20 protein-coding genes and 1 tRNA gene are annotated in these 19,142 nt (G+C 57.1%); 17 read left to right on the top strand and 4 right to left on the bottom strand.

Annotated features, from left to right (window positions below; translation table 11 throughout):
* The first annotated feature begins 50 nt into the window (after positions 1 to 50).
* The 3 genes from WA922_RS11090 to WA922_RS11100 all read left to right on the top strand — a co-directional run bounded on the left by WA922_RS11090 (position 51) and on the right by WA922_RS11100 (position 2,140).
* The gene (locus WA922_RS11090) at positions 51 to 848 is read left to right on the top strand and encodes a DUF1206 domain-containing protein (protein WP_424771761.1); all 798 of its coding nucleotides are present in this window, start codon (positions 51 to 53) and stop codon (positions 846 to 848) included.
* 61 nt (positions 849 to 909) lie between these two features.
* Positions 910 to 1,662: a MauE/DoxX family redox-associated membrane protein gene (locus tag WA922_RS11095; protein ID WP_424771762.1), complete on the top strand. Its 753-nt coding sequence runs from the start codon at positions 910 to 912 to the stop codon at positions 1,660 to 1,662.
* A 13-nt stretch (positions 1,663 to 1,675) separates the two neighbouring features.
* Positions 1,676 to 2,140 (top strand): MaoC family dehydratase, encoded by a 465-nt coding sequence (locus tag WA922_RS11100; protein WP_424771763.1) that lies wholly within the window; start codon positions 1,676 to 1,678, stop codon positions 2,138 to 2,140.
* Positions 2,141 to 2,149: 9 nt separating this feature from the next.
* On the opposite strand, the gene mutL is transcribed toward WA922_RS11100, so the two are convergent.
* A complete protein-coding gene (gene mutL, locus WA922_RS11105; RefSeq protein WP_424771764.1) occupies positions 2,150 to 3,970 on the bottom strand; it encodes a DNA mismatch repair endonuclease MutL in 1,821 nt (606 codons plus the stop codon).
* A gap of 192 nt (positions 3,971 to 4,162) precedes the next feature.
* Here mutL and WA922_RS11110 point away from each other — a divergent pair, with 192 nt between their 5' ends.
* From WA922_RS11110 to ribH, 7 genes are all read left to right on the top strand, one after another.
* Positions 4,163 to 5,206 (top strand): rod shape-determining protein, encoded by a 1,044-nt coding sequence (locus WA922_RS11110; protein WP_424771765.1) that lies wholly within the window; start codon positions 4,163 to 4,165, stop codon positions 5,204 to 5,206.
* A 12-nt stretch (positions 5,207 to 5,218) separates the two neighbouring features.
* Positions 5,219 to 6,109 carry a rod shape-determining protein MreC gene (gene mreC / locus WA922_RS11115; protein ID WP_424771766.1) on the top strand — a complete coding sequence of 297 codons (891 nt, stop codon included), beginning with the start codon at positions 5,219 to 5,221 and terminating at the stop codon, positions 6,107 to 6,109.
* Complete coding sequence (gene mreD / locus WA922_RS11120; protein WP_424771767.1) at positions 6,109 to 6,663, top strand: rod shape-determining protein MreD; 555 nt, start codon at positions 6,109 to 6,111, stop codon at positions 6,661 to 6,663. Before mreC ends, mreD begins: the two co-directional genes overlap by 1 nt.
* Positions 6,663 to 8,735: a penicillin-binding protein 2 gene (gene mrdA, locus WA922_RS11125; protein WP_424771768.1), complete on the top strand. Its 2,073-nt coding sequence runs from the start codon at positions 6,663 to 6,665 to the stop codon at positions 8,733 to 8,735. Before mreD ends, mrdA begins: the two co-directional genes overlap by 1 nt.
* Positions 8,732 to 9,847, top strand: a complete 1,116-nt coding sequence (gene rodA / locus WA922_RS11130) for a rod shape-determining protein RodA (RefSeq protein WP_424771769.1) — start codon at positions 8,732 to 8,734, stop codon at positions 9,845 to 9,847. Before mrdA ends, rodA begins: the two co-directional genes overlap by 4 nt.
* Before the next feature lie 43 nt (positions 9,848 to 9,890).
* A tRNA-Lys gene (locus WA922_RS11135) sits at positions 9,891 to 9,966 on the top strand.
* 63 nt (positions 9,967 to 10,029) lie between these two features.
* A complete protein-coding gene (ribH, locus tag WA922_RS11140; RefSeq protein WP_424771770.1) occupies positions 10,030 to 10,452 on the top strand; it encodes a 6,7-dimethyl-8-ribityllumazine synthase in 423 nt (140 codons plus the stop codon).
* 26 nt (positions 10,453 to 10,478) lie between these two features.
* Here the strand turns inward: ribH and eno are convergent, their stop codons facing one another.
* Positions 10,479 to 11,753 carry a phosphopyruvate hydratase gene (eno, locus tag WA922_RS11145; protein WP_424771771.1) on the bottom strand — a complete coding sequence of 425 codons (1,275 nt, stop codon included), beginning with the start codon at positions 11,751 to 11,753 and terminating at the stop codon, positions 10,479 to 10,481.
* A gap of 261 nt (positions 11,754 to 12,014) precedes the next feature.
* Here eno and WA922_RS11150 point away from each other — a divergent pair, with 261 nt between their 5' ends.
* From WA922_RS11150 to WA922_RS11175, 6 genes are all read left to right on the top strand, one after another.
* Positions 12,015 to 12,557: a hypothetical protein gene (locus WA922_RS11150; protein ID WP_424771772.1), complete on the top strand. Its 543-nt coding sequence runs from the start codon at positions 12,015 to 12,017 to the stop codon at positions 12,555 to 12,557.
* A 142-nt stretch (positions 12,558 to 12,699) separates the two neighbouring features.
* The gene (locus WA922_RS11155) at positions 12,700 to 13,014 is read left to right on the top strand and encodes a phage holin family protein (protein WP_424771773.1); all 315 of its coding nucleotides are present in this window, start codon (positions 12,700 to 12,702) and stop codon (positions 13,012 to 13,014) included.
* Positions 13,014 to 13,355 carry a hypothetical protein gene (locus WA922_RS11160; RefSeq protein WP_424771774.1) on the top strand — a complete coding sequence of 114 codons (342 nt, stop codon included), beginning with the start codon at positions 13,014 to 13,016 and terminating at the stop codon, positions 13,353 to 13,355. The genes WA922_RS11155 and WA922_RS11160 overlap by 1 nt, the downstream gene beginning before the upstream one ends.
* Positions 13,356 to 13,396: 41 nt before the next feature.
* On the top strand, positions 13,397 to 13,888 hold the full coding sequence (locus tag WA922_RS11165) for a hypothetical protein (protein ID WP_424771775.1): 492 nt from the start codon (positions 13,397 to 13,399) through the stop codon (positions 13,886 to 13,888).
* Positions 13,889 to 13,977: 89 nt separating this feature from the next.
* Positions 13,978 to 14,208 carry a DUF4170 domain-containing protein gene (locus WA922_RS11170; RefSeq protein WP_424771776.1) on the top strand — a complete coding sequence of 77 codons (231 nt, stop codon included), beginning with the start codon at positions 13,978 to 13,980 and terminating at the stop codon, positions 14,206 to 14,208.
* 21 nt (positions 14,209 to 14,229) lie between these two features.
* On the top strand, positions 14,230 to 14,715 hold the full coding sequence (locus WA922_RS11175; protein ID WP_424771777.1) for a GNAT family N-acetyltransferase: 486 nt from the start codon (positions 14,230 to 14,232) through the stop codon (positions 14,713 to 14,715).
* Between the two features lie 18 nt (positions 14,716 to 14,733).
* Here the strand turns inward: WA922_RS11175 and greA are convergent, their stop codons facing one another.
* Together greA and carB are read right to left on the bottom strand one after the other, a co-directional pair.
* Positions 14,734 to 15,201, bottom strand: coding sequence for a transcription elongation factor GreA (gene greA / locus WA922_RS11180; RefSeq protein WP_424771778.1), 468 nt, complete (start codon positions 15,199 to 15,201; stop codon positions 14,734 to 14,736).
* A 108-nt stretch (positions 15,202 to 15,309) separates the two neighbouring features.
* On the bottom strand, positions 15,310 to 18,648 hold the full coding sequence (carB, locus tag WA922_RS11185) for a carbamoyl-phosphate synthase large subunit (protein WP_424771779.1): 3,339 nt from the start codon (positions 18,646 to 18,648) through the stop codon (positions 15,310 to 15,312).
* Between the two features lie 114 nt (positions 18,649 to 18,762).
* Between carB and WA922_RS11190 the strand changes: the two genes are divergently transcribed.
* Entirely contained in the window at positions 18,763 to 19,095 is a 333-nt protein-coding gene (locus WA922_RS11190; protein WP_424771780.1) for an endonuclease domain-containing protein, read from the top strand.
* Positions 19,096 to 19,142: the final 47 nt, after the last annotated feature.

Below are 19,142 nucleotides of genomic sequence, written 5' to 3' on the forward strand. Positions count from 1 at the left end.
GGGCACGATTTGCATGCCCGCCTGTTACACTTGGAAACAGGGGAAGACACATGGTCGACAAGTCGGAAAAGTTTAACTGGTTGGTTCGCGTGGGATATTTCAGCCGCGCGATCCTGTATTCGGTGCTTGGCATGATTGCGCTCACCAGCGCAGGAAAAATCAGCGAGGGAACAAACGGCATATTCATGGCTGTGGAAGATTTCCCGGCGGGCCAATACATCTTGTGGTTGATGGTATTGGGACTGGCCGCTTATGCGATGTTCCGCTTTGCATCGCCAATATTTGATATTGAAAACGAAGGGTCGGATAAAACCGGTTGGGCAAAACGTATCGGTCACGCCGGAAGCGGCATCGGCCATATTGCACTGGCCTATTCAGCCTATCAATTCGCTTCCACCGGCAGCGCCTCCGGCGGCGGTGCTCAGGCGGCGGCATCGGGCGTATTGTCATTCGATTTTGGCGGAATAGTGCTGGGCATATTGGGCGGTGCCTTTATCGCCACAGCATTTTTCCAGTTCAAGAAAGGGTTGAGCGGGTCCTTCATGAACCGCATCAGCGCGCAGGCACCCTCTGCCACGCGATGGCTCGGCGGTGCAGGATACGCCGCGCGCGGCGTGGTCTATGCGGTGATCGGGTGGTCACTCATCAATGCCGGGCTGCTGTCGGGCGGATCAGAGAGTGTAAAGACGCTGGGCGATGCGGTCGCTTCGCTCGCGGGTGAAGGTGCGGTATTTACCGTCACTGCTGCTGGGCTGCTGGTTTTCGGACTGTTTAGTTTCGTTCTCGCCCGTTACCGTATTATCCCTGAACTTGATGCCGATGCGGGCATACCAAAATTCAGGTCGTAGCCAGCACATCGTAACCAGCACATCGTAACCAGCACATCGTACTTACCACGCGGAGGATACCGTGCCGAAGCCTGCCAAAACTGCAATATTATACCGTATGGTGATGGACAAGCATATCTGCCCTTATGGCATCAAGGCGAAATGGCTGCTGGAAAAATCAGGCTATCAGGTTGATGACCGGCACTTGACGTCGCGCGCGCAGACAGATGATCTCAAATCACAATTGCAAGTGGATACAACACCGCAAATAATGATCAATGGCGAGCGGGTTGGCGGATATACCGATCTGCAGGTTCATCTGGGCCAGCCAGCAGCCAAGCCTGACCAGGCCAGCTATACCGCCGTCATTGCCGTGTTCTGCGTCGCGGGAGCGATGGCAATATCGCTGAATGCAGCCATCTTTGGTGATTTCCTTACCGCCCGCCTTGCCGAATGGTTCGTCGGGTTTTCTATGGCCATGCTGGCTATGCTGAAACTGCAGGACATTGAGAAATTCTCGACGATGTTTCTCGGGTATGATCTGCTTGCGCGGCGGTTTGTTCCCTATGCCTATAGCTATCCGTTTCTGGAAGCTTTTGCTGCGATATTGATGATCGGACACTGGCTGCCGTGGCTGTCAATTCCGGTGGCCTTCACCATTGGCACGATTGGCGCCGCATCGGTTATCCATGCCGTCTATGTCCAGAAGCGCGACATACAATGCGCATGCGTCGGCGGCAGCGCCAAAGTGCCTTTGGGTTTCGTATCATTGACTGAAAATTTTGCGATGATCGCGATGGCCATCTGGATGGCCTTCAAATATGGCGTCGCATAATGCGGGAGGGGCTATGCTCTATTTTGAAGATCTGGAAATCGGCTCGACCCAAAAATATGGCCATTACGAGGTTACTCGCGAAGAGGTGATGGAGTTTGCCGGCAAATATGATCCGCAGGCGTTTCACTTAGATGATGATGCGGCGGCGGCAACATATTTCGGGCGGCTATCGGCCAGCGGTTGGCATACTTGCGCCATGACAATGGCGATGATGGTGGAAAATATGAAAGTCCACAAACAGGCGGGCCTCGGCTCGCCAGGCGTCGATCAACTCCGCTGGAAAAAACCCGTATATCCCGGCGATACCCTGCGCGTGGAAACCACTCTGCTGGAAAAACGCCGCAGCAAATCGCGGCCCGATATGGGAATTTTTAAATCGATTGGCCAAACGATCAATCAGGATGGCGACGTTGTGCTGGAAATGATCAGCAACGGCCTGATCAAAGTGCGCGACCCGGATGCGGCGATTGAGGATTGAGGCGTTCTTTCAATGCCGCCCAAACAGCTTCTCGACATCATCCATGCTCAGCTTCACCCATGTGGGGCGACCATGATTGCATTGCCCTGATCGCGGTGTGTTTTCCATTTCGCGCAGCAACGCATTCATCTCGGCCACATTAAGGGCGCGCCCTGCCCTGACCGAACCGTGGCACGCCATAGTCGCCAGCACCAGGTCGAGTTTTTCCCCTAGCAAGATCGCTTCACCATGCTTGGCAATATCGTCCGCGATATCTTGCAGCAATCTGGCCGGATTGGCTTTACCCAACGCATGCGGCACCGCGCGGACCAGCATCGCATCGGGGCCGAAACGTTCGATCAGCAAGCCGAGTTCGGCCAGTTTTGGCATCGCCTCTTCGAGCCTGTCGCAATCGGGCTCCTCCAGTTCGACCACATCGGGGATCAGCAAGGCCTGGCTGCGTTTGATCGCGTCCTCTGCACCGGCGGCGCGAAGGCGTTCCAGCACCAGACGTTCATGTGCAGCATGTTGGTCAACAATCACCAGGCCATCGGCGGCTTCTGCCACGACATAGGTGCTGGCAACCTGGCCGCGTGCGATGCCCAGCGGATAGTGCGCGGCGTCTTCGGTAATATCCTCGGCCATTTCGGCCCTGCCCTGCGGCGCGGCTAAATCGCTTGCTTCCGGCGCGCGATAGTTTTGCGAGGGTGATGCAACATAGGAGGGTGCGCTGCGGCTCCAGTCGCGGCCTTCGAATATTGACCGCAGGGCCGGTGCGGGCTCCTCCCGCACAGGCTCGGACTGCCAGCGGCCCATCGCGGCGGCATCGGGCGACTGCGCGCTACGCTGGTCACCTGTCGCCAATGCGCGGCGCAAACCGGATACGATAAAGCCGCGCACGCCCTGACTATCGCGGAAACGCACTTCGGTTTTTGCGGGATGTACGTTCACATCCACTTCCTGCGCCGGGATGGTCAGGAACAGCGCCAGCACGGCATGACGGTCCCGCGCAAGCATGTCGGCATAGGCACCGCGTACCGCTCCTGTCAGCAGGCGGTCCTTCACCGGACGGCCATTGACGAACAGATACTGATGATCTGCCACCCCGCGATTATAGGTCGGCAGCCCCGCCACACCCGTCAGCCGGATCATCTCTCCGCTGGGCGTGGGGCGTTCAAAATCAATCGATACGGCATTATCCGCCAACTCGCGGGCGATAATACCCGCGACGCGCGCTTCCACGCTGTCACCCGCCTGCGTCGCCAGAACGCGGCGCTCGGCGTGATCCAGGGTGAACGCGATGTCGGGCCGCGCCATCGCCAGTCGCCGTACCACATCCAGACATGCACCATATTCACTGCGCGGAGTGCGCAGGAATTTGCGCCGCGCGGGCAGTTTGGCAAACAGGTTTTCAACCCGGACCCGTGTGCCATGCGGCAAAGCGGCGGGCGTATCCTCCACCATGTCGCCATGATCCACCACTTTGCACCACCCCTGCCCCAATTCGCGCGGCCGGCTTTCGACGGTAAACCGCGCAACGCTTGCGATTGAGGGCAATGCTTCGCCGCGAAAACCCAGCGTGGTAACCTGTTCAATCGCTTCGTCGGGCAATTTGGATGTCGCGTGCCGCTCCAGCGCCAGCGTCATTTGATCGGGCGACATGCCGCACCCGTCATCGGTAATCACGATCCGCGTCAGACCGCCATCGATGATCTGAACCGCGATACGTGAGGCCCCCGCATCAATCGCGTTTTCGACCAGCTCCTTTACCGCTGCCGCCGGACGTTCCACCACTTCACCAGCGGCAATGCGGTTGACCAGGGTTTCGGGCAGGCGGCGGATAATTGGCATGGCTGTGAGGCGTTAGCGACGAAACGGACCAAATTCGAGTTTGCCAGTGAAAAAAGCCGGTCAAAACCGGCATAAATTTTTGGCCTTTTTCCAGCGCGTTCGTTAAGAGGCTGTCACCCCAATCACAATCGGGCTGCACATATCGCCAAGTACGGCGGTAAAAGCCTGTAAAAATTACGGAATAATCCTCGGATGAGCTTCTTTTCCCGACTCTTCAAGTTCGGATCGCAAAACATGGCGATTGATCTCGGCACCGCAAACACATTGGTCTACGTTCAGGATCAGGGCATTGTCCTTAACGAGCCATCGGTGGTGGCAATGGAAACTATAGGCGGCTTCAAGAAAGTCAAAGCGGTCGGTGACGAAGCCAAAATGATGATGGGCAAGACACCTGACAGTATCGAAGCAATCCGCCCGTTGCGTGACGGTGTCATTGCAGACATCGAAATCGCCGAGGAAATGATCAAGCATTTCATCCGCAAGGTGCATGGATCGAAAAGCATGTTCCGCTACCCGGAAATCACCATCTGTGTGCCATCGGGCTCGACTTCGGTGGAACGCCGCGCGATCCGCGATGCAGCCAGCAATGCGGGCGCTAGCGAGGTTTATCTGATCCTTGAACCTATGGCGGCTGCGATCGGTGCGGATATGCCGGTGACTGAACCGGTGGGTTCGATGGTGGTCGATATTGGCGGCGGCACCACCGAGGTTGCCGTGCTGTCTCTGCGCGGTCTGGCCTATACCACCTCGGTGCGTACTGGGGGTGACAAGATGGACGAGGCGATCGTATCCTATGTCCGCCGTCACCACAATCTGCTGATCGGTGAGTCCACTGCGGAACGGATCAAGAAAGATTACGGCGTGGCTATGGTCCCCGAAGATGGCACCGGTGAGACAATCACGCTCAAAGGACGCGATCTTGTCAATGGCGTTCCCAAGGAAATTACCATTAACCAGGCGCATATTGCCGAAGCTCTGGCTGAACCCATCGGCGCGATTGTCGAAGGGGTCCGGATTGCACTTGAAAACACCGCTCCGGAACTTGCGGCTGACATTGTCGATCAGGGCATTGTCCTGACCGGTGGCGGCGCACTGATCGAAGGTCTGGATGAACATCTTCGTCAGGAGACCGGCCTGCCTGTCAGTATTGCCGAAGATCCGCTCACCTGTGTCGCTGTCGGCACTGGCCGCGCGATGGAAGACCCGATTTATCGCGGCGTCTTGATGACTGCCTAGGGGAGACGCGTCATGGCGCCTAAAACCCGGCGCTCCAGCTATTCTCGCCGGGCGCAATATGGCACCTTTACTGGATATGTCGTCGCCGCGATTGGCGCTGTAATTGGTGCTGTCTTGCTGGGTTTTTCACTGTGGCAGCCAGGCAGCTTCTCCGGCCCGCGCAATGTTGCCGCCGATACTGTCGTGCGGCCCGTGGGGGAAGCCAGCGCGGCAGCGCGTAGCGGCGGTCAGGGACTGTTCGATAGGATTGCTGGCTATCTTGCAGCTGGCGGCCAGAACGCCCGCCTGAAAGAAGAGGTCGAGCTGGCCCGTATCCGCTTGGCAGAAGCGGACGCGGTTATTCAGGAGAATGATCGGCTGAAAGACCTTCTGGCTTTGACGGAAACCGACGACAAGCCGATTGCAGTGACCCGGATGATCGGTTCAACATCCACCAGCAGCAGGCGATTTGCCTATATCGGGGCCGGTAGCCGCGACGGCGTGAAGGTAGGAATGCCTGTCCGCAGTCCGCGGGGCGTGGTCGGGCGGGTTCTGGAAGTGGCGTCCGCGACGTCACGCGTGTTGCTGCTGACCGACAGCCAGAGTATCCTGCCGGTCCGCCTGTCTGACGAGGAAGTGGTTGCCTTTGCCGAGGGTCGCGGCGATGGATTGCTGCAGATCAGACTGATAAATCTGGGCATCAACCCGCTGGAGAAAGGCGATATGCTCGTGACCAGCGGGTCGGGTGGATATTACAAACCCGGAATCGCAGTGGCGATCGTGACGCAGGTAACCGATGATGGTGCGGTTGCGCGGATCATTAGCGACCCTGCGGCAACCGATTTCGTGACAGTAGAACCGATCTGGCTGCCGGAAACGCTAGACAGCGCGAACCAGCCTGCGAATGTGCCCCTGGCACTCTGATGGACAGGGTCAACCCATCCTCCCGCAGCGATGCCTATGGCAGCCGGATAAACCGCGCGCATTCACCGGTTCTGGTATATTGTGTGCCCGTTTCAACGGTCGTCATAGGGTCCGTTCTGGCAGTTCTGCCGATGGCAAGCGCGGTGCCGCTCCTGCCGCCGCTGGGGTTTCTGTTCCTGCTTGCCTGGCGTCTGGTCCGCCCCGGCCTGTTTCCGATCTGGGCCGGTTTTCCGCTGGGGATGATCGATGATCTGTTCAGCGGTCAGCCATTTGGTTCCGCTATATTGCTATGGTCTTTAACGCTTATTTTCATCGAACTGGTTGAGGTCCGCTTCCCGTGGCGGTCATTCATACAGGATTGGGCCAGCGCCATTGTCGCGATCTTCATCATTCTGCTGGTTGGCGCTCTGGTATCGGGCGGATCGTGGGAATGGAGCGCGCTCATTGGTCTGACCCCGCAATTACTGGTATCCATCCTGATCTTTCCGGTCCTGTCGCGACTGGTCGCCAGACTTGATCGGTTCCGGCTGATGCGCGTCCGGAAAATCGGCTGATGGTGTTCGGCAAGGCAAGCAAGGGGCCAAAGCGTGCGGGGCCGCATGTAAATGCTTCGCAGCTCAAGGCACGCTATGACAGGCGCAGTTTCATCATCGCTGGCGCGGGCGGTACTCTGGGCACGCTGCTGGCGGTTCGCATGGGCTACATCGCGATTGCGGAGAACGAGAAATACCGTGTGGAGTCCGAAAGTAACCGGGTCAATCTCACGCTGATTCCGCCGCGGCGCGGGTGGCTGCTCGACCGCAATGGAGCACCGCTTGCTTCGAACCGGGCGGACTTTCGGGTTGATATCATTCCGGAGCGGATGATCGAGCCCGGCAAAACAATTGATACGCTCGGTTCTCTGCTGAGCCTGAACCCTGCCAAGATCAATGATCTGAAACAGAGTGTGGCGGATGCCAGGGGGTTTCAGCCAGTGGAAGTCGGCACGGGCCTGTCATTTGACCAGTTCGCCGCGATCAGCGTGCGTCTGCCGGATTTGCCCGGCGTGGTACCGCAGCGCGGCTATTCCCGGTTTTATCCCACGGGCGCATCAGTCGGGCATCTGATCGGCTATGTTGGCCCAGCCTCTGCCGAGGAATATGAGATTGACCGTAACCCGCTGCTGGTCACACCGGGTTACAAAATCGGCAAGGACGGGCTGGAGAAACAGTTTGAACAGACACTGCGCGGTGAACCTGGCGCACGGCGTGTCGAAGTAACAGCCTCGGGCCGGATCATTCGTGATCTGGACACCAGGCCCGATGTCCAGGGTGATGCCGTCAAGCTGACGATTGACGGCCCTCTGCAAGATTACGCAGCACGGCGGCTTGGGCTCGAATCCGGTTCGGTGGTGGTAATGGATACGCTCACGGGCGATCTGATGTGCATGGCCTCAATGCCCAGTTTTGATCCCAATTCCTTTTCTGACGGGATTGGCAGTGTTGAATATTCCATGCTGCGAGAGGACGAGCGCGTGCCGCTGCGCAACAAGGTGCTGAAAGGTCTTTACCCACCGGCCTCCACAGTGAAGCCGATGGTCGGCATGGCTTTTCTGAAAGAGGGGCTGGAACCTGACGCAAGCGTGTTTTGCGGCGGCGGCCTGCGGGTTGGCAATCGTGTATTTCGCTGTTGGAACAGGCGGGGCCACGGCACGGTCGATATGGCAAAAGGCATCTATCAGAGCTGTGACGTCTATTTCTATCACTTCGCCCAGCGCCTGGGAATGGACCCGATCGCCGCGATGGCGCGCCGCTATGGTATGGGCCAGGAATTCGATCTGCCGGTGACTAGCCAGTTTTATGGTACGGTACCCGATCCCGCCTGGAAACAGGAAAAATATGGCCAGCCCTGGGCTCCGTTCGATACGGTGAACGCGACCATCGGACAGGGTTACATGCTCTCCAGTCCGCTGCAACTGGCGGTGATGGCAACACGGCTTGCAACCAGCAAGATGGTCCAGCCGCGCCTTATCCTTGACGGTAAAAAGGTGCCCAATTTTGAATCGATGGGCGTATCAGAAGAGCATAAGCTTGCGGTCCGCAAAGCCATGAGTGATGTCGTCAATGGCCCGGGCACTGCGCGGCGCGGGCAATTGCCGATTCCCGATGTCTTGATGGCGGGCAAAACCGGTACGGCGCAGGTCGTCTCGCTCAACAAATCCGATGGGCGATCCGGCCCGTGGAAATTCCGTGATCACGGCCTGTTTATTTTCTTCGCGCCGTATGACAACCCCCGTTATGCCGGGGCGGTGGTGATTGAACATGGCGGCGGTTCGGGCGCTGCATACCCAGTTGCACGAGACGTGATGACGTTTCTGTTCGACCCGCAAAAAGGGCTGGACGCTCTGAACGCGCTGGAACGACAATGGGGCGGAACCGCGCAAGAGCGCCTGGAACGCAAATATGCCGCCTATGCCAGCGCGGCGGGCGCTGAAGTCCTCCCTCGCCCAAGCCGTGACGAAGATATTTTTGCGCGGGTAGATGCTGAGGCACGGCGCGCGGCGGCGCAACCGGCAACAGAAGCAGCCGATGCTGCGATAAACCGGTCAACCAATATCGATTCCCGATTGGTGGATGGCGGCCAATGAATTCGGTAATCCCCGCGCCCATCGCCCGCCAGCCGTGGCAAATGCTGATCCCGCTATTCATTCTGGTGGGGTTTGGCGGTGCGGTTTTATATTCGGCAGGCGGCGGAAACTTCCAGCCATTCGCCAGCTCGCATTTGCTGCGCTTTGCCATATTCATGATCATGGCCTGCATCATGGTGTGGTTCTCCCGCGATGTCGTGAAATTCGCAGCCTATCCGGTATATGCGCTTGTCCTGGTGATGCTCGTCGGCGTGGAGGCAATGGGTGCGATCAAGGGCGGAAGCCAGCGGTGGCTGGAATTTGGCGGCTTGCGTATCCAGCCCTCGGAACTGATGAAGCCTGTCATTGTCCTGGCACTGGCGCAGTTTTACAGCAGCTTGCCGGCCGGAATGATAGGTAGCTGGCGGGCCATAGCGCCAGCCGGTGCCCTGGTTGCAGCACCCGTCGCTCTGGTGTTGTTGCAGCCCGATCTGGGTACGTCGCTCGCCATTGTCTTTTGCGGCGTCGTGGTGATGTTTCTGGCGGGTCTGCCGATGAAATGGTTTGTCGGGGGCGGCCTGGTTGGCGCAGTCGCTGTACCGCTTGCGTATTTTTTCGCGCTGCAGGATTATCAGCAGCGCAGGGTCACAACCTTTCTTGATCCCGAAAGCGATCCGCTCGGTTCCGGCTATCACATTACCCAGTCCAAGATCGCAATCGGCTCTGGCGGTTTGTCAGGCAAAGGCTTCAATGAAGGGTCGCAAAGTCACCTCAATTACCTGCCTGAACCGCACACCGATTTTGTGTTTGCGACGATGGCGGAGGAATGGGGGCTGCTCGGCGGATTGCTCGTGCTGCTTATTTTTGGACTGATCATGAGCTGGGGTCTGCAGGTTGCCAGAACCGCCCATGACAGGTTCGCAAAACTGCTCGCCGCCGGCATGGTCGCGACAATGTTTTTCTATGTCGCGATCAATCTGATGATGGTGATGGGGCTGGCCCCGGTCGTGGGGATCCCCCTTCCGTTTATGAGCCACGGAGGGTCTTCCATGATGACCAACATGATTTGCATTGGCACGCTCATGATGATCAACCGCTGGAACCGGGAACAGAAACGCAGCGGCTTCATTTAATGTCGCATAGGCTGTGCCTGCAAATCTGCACGCGGCGCGGTATGGACCCTTAGCTCAGTTGGTAGAGCGTCTGACTCTTAATCAGAATGTCGTTGGTTCGATCCCAACAGGGTCCACCATTCCCCTTCCCTCCTTGATCGGCGCTCGCTAAGTGCAGCGGACCTATTCACGGAGTACCCCAGATGGCACGTTTCCTGATCGTCGAAGCCCGGTTCTACAGTCATTTGAACGATATGCTGATCAGCGGAGCCCGCGCGGCACTGCAGGAGGCAGGGCACGAAGCGGACCTGCTGACGGTTCCGGGCGCATTGGAAATTCCGGGCGCGATATCGCTGGCTGCGGAAAGCCAGCAATATGCCGGTTTTGTCGCGCTGGGTGTCGTCATACGCGGTGAAACATATCATTTCGAAATTGTTGCGGGCGAAAGTGCGCGCGGGATCATGGCGCTGACAATGGATGGTATCGCCATCGGCAATGGCATCCTGACGACCGAGGATGAACAACAGGCCATTCATCGCGCCGATCCTGCGCAACTGGACAAAGGCGGCGAAGCGGCCAAAGCCGCCCTCGCCTTGTTCACCCTCCACACGCGGTTCGCCAGTTAATCCGCGAAATCGCCGTGATCGGCGGTTCAGCCAAAGCAGCCTGCGCCAGCGTAATGGGCGCTTGCGCCAAGTTCCTCCTCAATCCGGATGAGCTGGTTATATTTGGCAAGCCGGTCCGACCGCGCGAGCGAGCCGGTTTTGATCTGACCGCAATTGGTCGCCACGGCCAGATCGGCAATAGTTGCGTCCTCCGTCTCGCCAGAGCGGTGCGACATGACCGAGGTGTAGCCTGCACGGTGCGCGATATTCACCGCTTCCAAAGTCTCGGTCAGCGTGCCGATCTGATTGACTTTGACGAGCAGCGAATTGGCGAGTCCTTTGTCGATACCCATCGTCAGGCGGGCCGGATTGGTCACGAACAAATCATCGCCGACCAGCTGGATCGTATCACCAATAGCATCGGTCAAAGCTTTCCAGCCTTCAAAATCATCCTCATCCATCCCGTCTTCGATCGAACGGATGGGATAGTCATCGCACAATTTGGCGAGATACTGCGCCATTTGTGCCGGGTCGAGCACGGTGTTTTCGCCGGAGAGAGCATACTGTCCGTCAGAGAAATATTCGCTCGACGCACAATCCAGCGCCAGCACCACATCCCTGCCGGGCGTAAACCCAGCCTGCTCCACCGACTGCATGATGAAATCGAGCGCATCGCGCGTGCTGGCAAGATTTGGTGCAAATCCGCCTTCATCGCCAACCGCCGTTGACAGACCTTTTTCTGACAGTCCTTTTTTCAGCGTATGAAACACCTCTGCGCCCCAGCGGACTGCCTCTGCGATGCTATCAGCCCCGACCGGCATGATCATGAATTCCTGAATATCAATCGGATTGTCGGCGTGTTCACCGCCATTGATGATATTCATCATCGGTACGGGCAAGACATGGGCAGAGACGCCGCCGACATAGGCCCATAGGGGCATCCCGCGCGCATTGGCCGCTGCTTTCGCGACCGCCATGCTGCACCCGAGAATGGCATTGGCGCCCAACCGGGATTTGTTCTCTGTACCGTCGAGATCAATCATCGCCAAATCGATATCGCGCTGGTCCTCTGCATCAAGGCCGCGCAGAGCGTCGCCAAGTTCACCGTTAATCCCGGCGACCGCGTTCAATACTCCTTTGCCAAGATATCTGTCTTTATCGCCATCGCGTAATTCCACTGCCTCATGCGCGCCGGTGGATGCGCCGGATGGCACCGCCGCCCGTCCGAAACTGCCATCTTCCAGCAAGACATCAACCTCGACAGTAGGATTGCCCCGGCTGTCCAGAATTTCGCGACCGTGGATATCGATAATTGCTGTCATGGGAAAAGCTCCGGCAAATCAGAAAACGGCAGGTGTTGTAATTCTCTAACACACCGCCATATGGGTTTTTAATCAACGTGCTTAGCGCCTTATTCGCAGGAACAAAGAGGCGCAAGTTGCGTTAAAGTACACAATCGGCTGAAACCGTATTCAGAAAGCCCGTCACTCCGCAGATCGGTATACGGGCAGCAGATCGGTATAGAGCCAAAGTGAAACGGTGACAGTGAAATAGCAATCTGAATATGAATGTGAGGGAATCAAATGGCCGAAGTAAAAAAGACAACCGCAACGAAACGCAAAACTGCCAATAAACCAGCGGCGAAAAAACCCATCACCCCGAACAAGCCAGTCGGGACAGAGGAAGCCAAGACCCGGTTTAACAGCGCGCTTGAAGAGGCGAAGGCTGGCGCAGCTGCACTTAAAGGAGAAGCCAGCGTTCGCGCCGCGGCCTATCGCAACGAGGCGAAGGAACGTTCTGGCGACTGGGCGGCAGATGCCAAGGGCCGCGCGGGAGAATTGGCGGTGGAAGCCAAGGCAAAGGCGAGCGACGGTATTTCGACACTGGGTAAGGTCGTATCAGAAAACGCTGGCGTAATTGATGAAAAGCTGGGCGAAAAATACGGCGATTACGCCCGTAGCGCATCGCGCAGCCTGCAGGAAACCGCAGCCAAGATCGATAATAAAACTGTCGAAGAACTTAGCGAAGATGCACGCCAGGCAGTTCGCAAGAGCCCAGGTGCAGCGGTTGGTATCGCCGCCGTTCTGGGTTTCATGGTTGCGCGTTTATTCAGCAGTAACCGGTAAAACATTCGCGTGTACCGTGAGCAACCGTTAGACTGCCTGTATGACGTATGATGACCGTTCCGACATTGCTGAAGAGCTGAACAGTGACCCTGCCAGCGAGCATCCCGCGGTGGATAGCTCGCTGCAGGCTGATATAACTGCAATGCTCAATGATGGCAGGACCTATGTTGAAGCGGAAATTGCATTTCAAAAAACACGTCTTTCCCTGGCCGCAAATCGGTCAAAATCAGGGATAATTTACGTGTTGGGGGCGCTTGCATTGCTGCATCTGGCTTTAATCGCCTTGGTTATCGGAGCGGTTATTTCGCTTATCGAATGGCTCGGACCGGTTGGGGCGACCTGCGCAGTGGTAGGTACGCTGTTGGTCGGAGTGGCCATCATGCTTTGGCTCGCGCGGGATAAATTCAAAAATCTGGCCAATGCTTTCAAAGACAACCCGCCAGCGGATACATTGTAATGGGCGACAGACTTGACCGGCAGTTACGTATTGATCGGGCGCTGAGAAGCAGCGCCAAAGCGGTCGTGTTAGCCGATATTGATCACGTCAAGCAGGATATCGGCGCAAAAACGATCGGCGCCCGGTTTGCGGGCAGATTAAGCGCCGGCTTGGACGATATCAGCGAACAGGCCTCCGGGTTGCCGGGCGGTAAGCTGGCCATTGTTGCAGCTATTGCCAGCGGCGCGGCTATCTGGCTCGCGCGCAAACCGATTGCTGAATTATTTGGCAATCTTGCTGATCCATCGGCGATAACGACCGATAAGGCGGCTCATCCCGACAACAAAATCGAACCGAAATAACACTATCGGGCAGGCATTACCTGCCCAGAAAAAGGCATGATATGAGTACGACAGATAACCGCTCAGCTCTGAAAGACAAGATTGACGCCGCCGAAGCCCGCAACGCATTGCGTAGCGCGGGCAGCAGCGCGGGCGATGCTGCCGCGGCAGCAGGCGATTTTATCAAACGCCATCCGCTGGCCACGATGGCCGGTGTCGCAGTGATCGGATTGGCGATTGGCGCCATGACCAAGCCAGGCCGCGAGGTAGGCAGGAAAGTTTCCAGCAATGCCGGTGAGCTCAGCCGATACGCATCGGAGATCGGCCTGGCCTATATTAGCGGGCTCATGGATTCGGTGGGTGATGCCGTAGATACCGGTAAGGATGCACTCACTGATCTGGGTGACACGGTTTCAGACAATGCGGGCGCGGCCAGACGCCGGGCCGCATTTGTCGGCGCAAATGCAACTGCGGCTGCAAAGTCGTTTTCGAGAGATGCGGGCAAAAAGGCTGGCCGGGCGCTCCGTATTGCGGGTAAAGCCGCAAAGCATTAATGCGATGAAGTGTGCTGGGTGTACAGCATAGACCGGGTGCCTCGCACACACAGGGGTCTATCCCGCGCCAATCCAGAAAGTAGAAATTCATGGAAGAAACAGACATCAAGCAAACCCTCCATCTGGTTATGGGCGGGCGGGTGAAAGACCCGCGCAGCATGGAGTATCAGGACCCCGAAAGTCTTCATGTGGTTGGCATCTTCAGTGAGTATGACGCCGCTGTTGAGGCCTGGAGGGGGAATGCGCAGCGGACGGTCGATGACGCAGAGATGAAATATGTTATTGTTCCGCTGCACAAATTGCTGACGCCCGCGGCCTAGCATTGAAACTGTGGGGCATGGATGATGATGATGCCCTACCGCATTCGTACATTCGCTGAAGGCGATGCAGAGGCTCTACACGAGCTGTCCTTGGCCGCAATTTCGGTTGTCGGGCCATCCGCCTACTCGCAGGAGCAGATAGCCGCCTGGTCTGCGCGGCACAGGCCTACGCAGGGCTTGGCAGACCGCGCCGCGAGCGGCCATGCGATATTTATCGCGGCAGACGCAGATAATGTCCCGGTCGCATTTGCATTGCTGGAACCCGACGGCCACCTCGATCAGCTCTATTGCCACCCCCAGCATACCAAACGCGGTTTGGCCTATGCCGTTCTGCGCGCAGCAGAAGACCGCGCTCTGATATCGGGCATTGCCAAGTTATATACGGAAGCGAGCGAATTGGCCCGGCCCGCATTTGAACGGGCCGGCTACGTGATGTTGTACCGCCGCGAATTCGATATTGATGGCGTGTCCATCCACAATTACGCGATGGAAAAACCGCTCCTGTGAGCGGCTAGGCCAAATCGTTTAGATATATTCTATTTTGTCGACGAGGTAGAATTTATCGCCCGATGGAACCGTGACCTCAATTTCGTCGCCCAGGTTTTTACCGATTAACGCGCGTCCCAGCGGTGAGCTGAAGGAAATCCGTCCGCCCGATGCATCGGCCTCTGTCTCCCCAACGATCTGATACGTTACCGGCTTATCATCATCATCCAGCAATGTCACAGTGGCACCGAATACAATTTTATCGCCGGACAATGTTCTGGGGTCAATAATCTGTGCTCTGCTGACCTTGCTCTCGATGTCGCCGATCATCGCCTCAACCTGGCCCTGACGTTCCTTTGCGGCATGGTATTCGGCGTTCTCCGACAAATCGCCATGCGCGCGGGCTTCTTCTATGGCATCAACAATTTTCGGGCGTTCAGAGCGCAACGCCTTCAGATCGGCCGTCAACCGTTCGTAGCCTTCGGCCAGCATGGGAACCTTTTCCATCGTAACTCTCAATCATGGTTAAGCGCCTGACCCTGAAGACAATTCAATACCGTACCGCCCTGAATGAGCAGAAATGATCCGATAAAATTGCCAGGAAAGCGTGTCTATTTATACATTATAATAGTCCTGGAGTGAACGGACTTCAAGCGTAGTCGGCTTGACCAACGCAATTGCCTCCGCTGTTGCCAGGGATGCGGCGGCAGTGGTGTAATATGGAATCTTCATCTCCAAAGCGGTGGCACGGATCGATTTACTGTCGATCATGCTCTGCCAGCCCTCCGTCGTGTTGATCACCAACGCCACTTCACCGTCGATCATTTTATCGACAATGTGGGGCTGTCCCTCGGCCACCTTGTTGACCCGCTCCACCGCGAGGCCCTGTTCAGCGAGATAACGCTGTGTGCCGCTGGTCGCGATAATCGTAAAGCCGCATCGGATCAAAGTCCGCACCGCCGGCACGATAATCGGCTTGTCGCTTTCCTTTACGGAAACAAATACAACACCGGTTTCCGGCCTGGATTGCGGCAGTACGACACCTGCGCCCAATTGCGATTTAAAAAATGCTGTCGGGAAATCGCGGTCGATACCCATCACTTCGCCGGTCGATTTCATTTCTGGAGTCAAGACGGGATCGGCACCGGGAAAGCGCGCAAACGGGAAGACCGCTTCCTTGACCGCCATATAGGGCAAATCGCGCTTGAATGGCGGAAATGTGCTGAGCATTTCACCGGCCATCACACGGCTTGCCACTTTCGCAACTGGCTGGCCAATAGCTTTTGCGACGAACGGCACCGTCCGGCTTGCGCGCGGATTGACCTCAATCAGATACACCTCTCCATCTTTCACGGCGAACTGGACGTTCATCAGGCCTTTTACACCCAGCGCCATCGCCAATGCGTCCGCCTGACGCTCCATTTCCTCGACGATTTCCGCTGGCAGCGAATAGGGCGGGATCGTGCAGGCACTGTCGCCAGAATGTACCCCAGCCTCTTCGATATGCTGCATGACACCCGCAACCACGACCTGTTCGCCGTCACAGATCACATCGACATCGCATTCAATCGCGTCGCGCAGATACTGGTCCACCAGAACGGGGCTTTCGCCCGAAACATTAACCGCCGTTTTGATGTAGTCGTCCAGCTGCGCCTCGCTATCGACGATCTCCATCGCGCGGCCGCCCAGCACATAGGACGGGCGCAGCAAAACCGGATAGCCTATACTGGCCGCGACGGCTGCGGCTTCATCGCGGCTATAGGCGATACCGTTATCCGGTTGTTTCAGTTTGAGCGTATCGACCAGTTTGGCAAAGCGTTCACGGTCTTCTGCAAGATCAATTGCGTCCGGGCTGGTACCTAGGATCGGAATACCTGCGCTCGCCAGTGCCTGAGCCAATTTGAGCGGTGTCATTCCGCCAAACTGCACGATCACGCCAACGAGTTCGCCTGATTGCTGTTCCACCCGCAGGATTTCCAGCACATCTTCGGTTGTCAGCGGTTCAAAATAGAGTCGATCGGATGTGTCATAATCGGTCGAGACAGTCTCTGGATTGCAATTGACCATGATCGTCTCAAACCCTGCCTCGGCCAGGCTGAAACAGGCGTGGACGCAGCAATAATCAAACTCGATCCCCTGCCCGATCCGGTTGGGCCCGCCGCCCAGAATCACGATCTTGCGGCGATCGCTCGGCATCGCCTCATTCTCGGCCTCGCCAAAGGTTGGCGCTTCATATGTCGAATACATATACGGCGTAATCGCTTCGAACTCGGCGGCGCAGCTATCAATGCGCTTGAATACCGGTAACACCCCCAGTTTTTTACGTAGAGTGCGGACTTCCTCTTCCGATGTTGCACCCGCCATCGCCTGCAGCGCATCATGTAGCAGACCGGAGCGCCGCGCCTGTGTTTCGCCCATTCCGCCTGCCACTCCGACAGAGCGCACGGCCAGGGTCGCAAGGCGTTTGTCAGAAAAGCCCATCGCTTTCAAACGGCGCAACCCGGCGGCGTCACCCGGTAGGCCGTCAGCGGAGATCTGCTTTTCCGCGGTGATAATATCCTCAATCTGGCGCAGGAACCAGCTGTCATAACCGGTAATATGATTGATCTCTTTTACGCTCAAACCCTCGCGGAAGGCCTGCCCGACTTTCAAAATACGGTCGGGCGTGCGGCGGGATAGCGACGCAGTAATAACATCATGCGCCACGCCTTCCAGTTCGACCACCCGGTTGAAACCATCGAGATCGGTTTCGAGCCCGCGCAGGGCCTTCTGCATGCTTTCTTGAAAATTTCGGCCGATGGCCATGACTTCGCCGACAGACTTCATCGCGGTGGCGAGATCGTCTTTCGCGCCTTTGAACTTCTCGAATGCGAAGCGCGGGATCTTGGTGACGACGTAATCTATGGTCGGCTCGAAACTGGCAGGCGTCGCGCCGGTAATCTCGTTGGTAATCTCATCGAGGGTGTAGCCCACGGCCAGTTTCGCCGCGACACGCGCAATCGGGAAGCCAGTGGCTTTCGATGCCAAAGCAGAGCTACGCGAAACACGCGGGTTCATCTCAATCACGATCAGGCGGCCATCGGCGGGGTTTACCGCAAATTGCACATTCGATCCGCCTGTTTCGACACCGATCTCTCGCAGCACAGCGATGCTGGCATTGCGCATGATCTGATATTCCTTGTCAGTCAGCGTCAAGGCGGGGGCCACGGTGATGCTGTCGCCCGTATGCACGCCCATCGGGTCGACATTCTCGATCGAGCAGATGATGATGCAATTGTCGGCCTTGTCGCGGACAACTTCCATCTCATATTCTTTCCACCCCAGCAGCGATTCCTCGATCAGAACCTCTGTTGTCGGGCTGGCTTCCAGACCCTCGCGGACAATCCGTTCAAACTCGGCCTTGTTATAAGCGATACCGCCGCCGGTTCCGCCTAAAGTAAAACTGGGCCGGATGATGCTGGGGAGCCCGGTGCGCTTGACGATTTCCTGCGCTTCTTCGACCGAATGAGCCACCCCGCTGCGTGCGCTTTCCAGCCCGATTTTGTCCATCGCATCGCGGAATTTCTGGCGGTCTTCGGCTTTATCAATGGCCTCTGCATCCGCGCCGATCATCTGGACGCCAAACTTCTTAAGGACACCCATCGATTCCAGCGACAAGGCGCAGTTCAGCGCGGTTTGTCCGCCCATCGTAGGCAGCACTGCATCGGGCCGCTCTTTTTCGATAATCTTGGCAACGATTTCAGGCGTAATCGGCTCAATATAGGTCGCGTCGGCAAATTCCGGATCGGTCATGATCGTGGCCGGATTGGAATTGACGAGGATAACGCGGTAGCCCTCCTCCTTCAGCGCCTTGATCGCCTGCGTGCCGGAATAATCAAACTCGCATGCCTGCCCGATTATAATCGGGCCAGCGCCAATAACGAGGATGGAGGAAATGTCTGTTCTTTTTGGCATTTAGGCCCTTGGTGCTATCAAAAGCCCCTTCCCTTGAGGGACGGGGTTGGGGATGGGTGTACGGCATTGACGGAAAAGAAACTCACTAACATCGCACGCAAACTGCGCCGCGATATGACCGGTGCGGAACGGCGATTGTGGTCGCATTTGCGCGCCAGTCAGTTTGAAGGCGTAAAGTTTACGCGGCAGTTTCCGATTGGCGGATATGTCGCGGATTTTGCGTGTCGCAGTCTGAAGTTGGTGATTGAGCTGGATGGCGGACAGCATTCCGGCAGTGTTACCGACGCCGCGCGAACCAAGCTCATCGAAGCTCACGGCTACAAAGTGATCCGCTTCTGGAACAACGATGTGCTGGCCAACACCGAAGGAGTCCTGACCCGCATCACCGAAGAAATCGCTATAGCCAGAAACAACCCCCAAATCCCCCTCCCTCGAGGGAGGGGCTAGGGGTGGGTGTACGCCGCCCGTTAGGTGGAGAAGCCTCACCACCGCCG

Source organism: Pontixanthobacter sp. (assembly GCF_049682855.1).
Classification (GTDB): Bacteria; Pseudomonadota; Alphaproteobacteria; order Sphingomonadales; family Sphingomonadaceae; genus Pontixanthobacter.